Source organism: Algoriphagus sp., from assembly GCF_024642405.1.
GTDB lineage: Bacteria > Bacteroidota > Bacteroidia > Cytophagales > Cyclobacteriaceae > Algoriphagus.
In genome coordinates this window covers 1-3774 of record NZ_JAHEBC010000361.1, presented here as the reverse complement: position 1 = coordinate 3774, position 3774 = coordinate 1, and the positions used below count along the sequence as shown (strand labels likewise).

The following is a 3774-nucleotide window of genomic DNA, read 5'->3' as shown; positions in this document are numbered from 1 at the left end:
AGTTGCTTTAATGGTAAGGCGCTCATTACTGCTAAAAGCGTGATAGGTATAATCCAGTTGCGGCTTAAATTATGTAAATAAACCGTAGAGAGACCCCATCCAAAAAGATGTGTAAAGCCCGCCGGAATTACATAGGCGAAGAGAATAGCTGGAAACCAATCCAGTATTTTTTCGATAATGTGATTTTTTACTTTGCTAATTCTAAGGACAAAAACTACCGTTAGTAAAACTATCGCAAATGCTATTATATCCTGATTACCCATTATTCGAAAGCTTGGGTAAGTATACCTAAACAGGTTTGAATTCCTTCCAGATAATTTCCAATTCGGATATTTTCATTTGGTCCGTGGATACTGTTATCCGGGTTTGGAATGCGAACGGAGACTGCTGGAACTCCCAAAATATTAATAAATGGAGCCATGGGCTGAGATCCACCCGTCAAGCGGGTTTTGATATAGTTATCTCCAAAAACTACGGACATTCCCTTTTCTAGCCAATTCCCAAATGAAGATTCCATTTCTGCTCGAAATGGTTCCGAACCTATTCTATAATCAAATGAAATTATTTTAGAATATGCTTTTCGATCTTCATCAGTCGGCTCCCCTGAAACGATATGAAATCCTTGACCCACTATAAATTCTCTTACCAATTCAATTTGCCTTTCAGCTGGAGTTTCTTTCACAGTCCTCATGTCGATTTCGATGATTGCTTCCGAAGGTATGATCGTACGAACCTCATCTCCTACCCAAGCAGCTCTCATTCCTCTAATATTTAGAGATGGAAATTGCATTGCTTCCTGATAGCTATTCCCAACTTTTTCAGCCTTAGCAATTCCAAGTTCATCTTGAATCTGTTCCAAGCTTTCCGGAACAGCAGCCATAGCTTTTAAGTCAGATTCAGAAAAATTTACTCCATCATAAAATCCAGGGATTAACACTTTTCCCGTTTCATCTTTCATTGCTGAAAGAAGCCTTGATGCAGTAAATACCGGATTTGGCGCAAAATTTCCATATTGACCACTATGTAAATTATTTTTTGCCCCAAATACTTTCAAAGTAATCGTGGCTATCCCTCTTGCTCCAAAAGCTAAATTTGGAAGATTAGAAAAGTGACGGGTACCATCCATAATCAGGATACCATCTGCCTCAAATAATTTCTTGTTATCGGATACCACTTTCGCAAGCTCAGGGGAACTCATCTCTTCCTGGAAATCCAAAATAAATTTTAGGTTGACAGCCGGACTAATTCCTTTCTTTTGAAGAATATCCAATGCTGAGAGAAAAGCCATTGTAGGGCCCTTAGAATCCGATGCAGATCTTGCGAAAACCTTCCATTCCGGGTCAATGGGGCCTTGTATAAAATTCCAATTTATTTCTTCCCATCCATCTCCTTCTTTCATTTTCAAGGCTGGAATATAAGGGCTTTCCTGCTCCCAAGCAGAAGAATCAACGGGCTGACCATCAACCTGCATATAAACAAGAACGGTTTTCTTTTGGGGATCTGTTTTGCCAAAAACAAACAGATGAGGCACTTGATTGGATTTTAATATTCGGGTTTCAAATCCTCTACTTTGAAACGCATTTTGGCACCAATTCAGATTCGCTTCTATATCGGCAGGAACCTTCCCATTATTGGGAATACTTAAATAATCCTGAAAAGTCAGAAGTGATGCTCTTAGTTCCTTCTTAGATTCAGATATGATTTCTTCCTTTGAAAGCTGAGCAAAGGTCTTTTGGAAGGTAAATGATAAAATGATTGCAAAAACTGAAAAGTATTTAGTATTCATTTTTGTATTAGGTAGGAAAGGAAGTTAGCATATTTTAAAAGCCCAATTCTAAACTGTTGAAAAGAAGTTTATTTGCTTTAGCTCAATTTATTGAAAGGAAAGAAATTACGTCCCCTATTTAACAAATTTAAAAAGTATAGTCTTAAATTAAATTCATACGGATTTTAAGCTTTTAAACTCGTTTGTCAATTTGCCTTTTGAAAAGGATAACTTGTAGCTTAACTTATACCGAAATAAAATTCTAAATCTATTATAGCTCTATGAAAGAATTACAGGCCATAATTAATGCATACGATCATTATCATAATTCAGGAAAAAAGATTGCATTGGCCACTGTAGTACATGTGGATGGTTCCGCTTATAGAAGACCTGGAGCTAGAATGTTGGTTTCAGAAGATGGTGAATTAACAGGGGCAATCAGTGGTGGTTGTCTGGAAGGAGATGCTTTACGGAAAGCCCAATCTGTAATTTTTCAGCAAAAATCCATGTTAGTGACTTATGATACCACAGATGAAGATGACCAGAAATTTGGTGTAGGCTTAGGCTGTAATGGAATAATACATGTTTTAATAGAACCCATTGATTATGCAGATTCTCTGAATTCAGTTAACCTGTTGAAATCTGCGCTATCAGATCGGAATGTTGGAACTTTAATCACGGTATTTTCTATCAAGAATTCAAAGTCAGAACAAATAGGAACTGTACTGCTGTCTAAAAATGGAGATTCGATTGGTTATCCTCAAAGAGTGGATCCAGATTTATTAGAAGTCGTTTTAGACCATGCAACCTCTGAATCTCAATCAGAAAATTTAATAAAGAGTTATTCTGAATTTGATTCAATTCAGGTCTTTTATGAAAAAATCAAACCTACGACTAGGCTTTTGCTTTTTGGAGCAGGAAATGATACTATTCCTTTGGTTCAACTAGCTGATATTTTAGGATTTGAAGTAATCCTGATTGATGGGAGAGCTAATCAGGCCACTAGAGGTCGTTTTCCTAAAGCTAAAAAGATTGTGGTAGGTACAGCTGATGAAGTTGTTGAAAAACTTGATATAGATTCTCAGACTGTTGCGCTTTTAATGACGCATAATTTTGAATATGAATGTGTGGTATTAAAGCAGTTAATTTCGAAGTCTCTCCCTTATATTGGGATTTTAGGTCCTAAAAAGAAATCAGAAAAGATGATTGAGCGCTTAGAAAATAATGGGATAGACAAAGTAAACCAAGAGTCAATATACTCTCCTATGGGATTGGATATCGGTGCAGAGGGTTCGGAAGAAATTGCCTTGTCGGTATTGTCTGAAATAAAAGCAGTTTTGGCAAAAAAAGAAGGTACCTTTCTACGAAATAAAACAGGACCAATACATTAAAAAAATATGAAAACTGGAATTATTATCCTTGCAGCTGGAGAATCTTCAAGATTAGGTTACCCAAAACAAATTGCCAGATATAAGGATAAAACCTTGCTTCAATATGCTATTGATGCTGCAAATGGTTCAAAGGCAGAAAAGAAAGTATTGGTCCTTGGAGCATTTAAAGACGAGATAAAAAAGACATTTTCAGGAGCTAGTATTCCGAATATTCCGAACCCAAATTGGGGAAAAGGGATGGCAAGTACTTTAATTAAAGGATTGGAATATCTTCAAAAAATCAATCCTGTAGATCAGGTTATTATTATGCTTTGTGATCAGCCATTTGTGGATTCCAAGCTTCTTAATAAACTCATTGCAACTCAAAAAAAGACTGGTAAAGGAATAGTGGCATGTGAATACTCTAAAACATTTGGTGTTCCAATTCTATTTGGAAATGCCTATTTCGAGGAACTAATGAAGCTTACAGGAGATGAAGGAGCCAAAAAAATTGCTCAAGCACATAGCGATGATTTAGAATTGGTTTCCTTTCCTAAGGGAAAAACCGATGTAGATACAGAAGCGGATTTGAGAGATTTGAACTTATAAAAGACTCCCGCCAAGTTTTAAAGACGCAAT

Annotated in this window: 4 protein-coding genes; 2 read left to right on the top strand and 2 right to left on the bottom strand. The window is 36.5% G+C overall.

Going from position 1 to position 3774, the window contains the following annotated elements:
* A partial coding sequence (locus tag Q0L68_RS17760) for a hypothetical protein (protein WP_296705603.1) occupies positions 1-263 on the bottom strand: 263 nt, incomplete at its 3' end.
* Positions 263-1786: a M20/M25/M40 family metallo-hydrolase gene (locus tag Q0L68_RS17755; protein WP_296705602.1), complete on the bottom strand. Its 1524-nt coding sequence runs from the start codon at positions 1784-1786 to the stop codon at positions 263-265. The genes Q0L68_RS17755 and Q0L68_RS17760, both read right to left, overlap by 1 nt.
* Positions 1787-2046: 260 nt before the next feature.
* Between Q0L68_RS17755 and Q0L68_RS17750 the strand changes: the two genes are divergently transcribed.
* Together Q0L68_RS17750 and Q0L68_RS17745 are read left to right on the top strand one after the other, a co-directional pair.
* Positions 2047-3156, top strand: coding sequence for an XdhC family protein (locus tag Q0L68_RS17750; RefSeq protein WP_296705601.1), 1110 nt, complete (start codon positions 2047-2049; stop codon positions 3154-3156).
* Positions 3157-3162: 6 nt separating this feature from the next.
* Entirely contained in the window at positions 3163-3744 is a 582-nt protein-coding gene (locus Q0L68_RS17745; RefSeq protein ID WP_296705600.1) for a nucleotidyltransferase family protein, read from the top strand.
* The last annotated feature ends 30 nt before the right edge of the window (positions 3745-3774 follow it).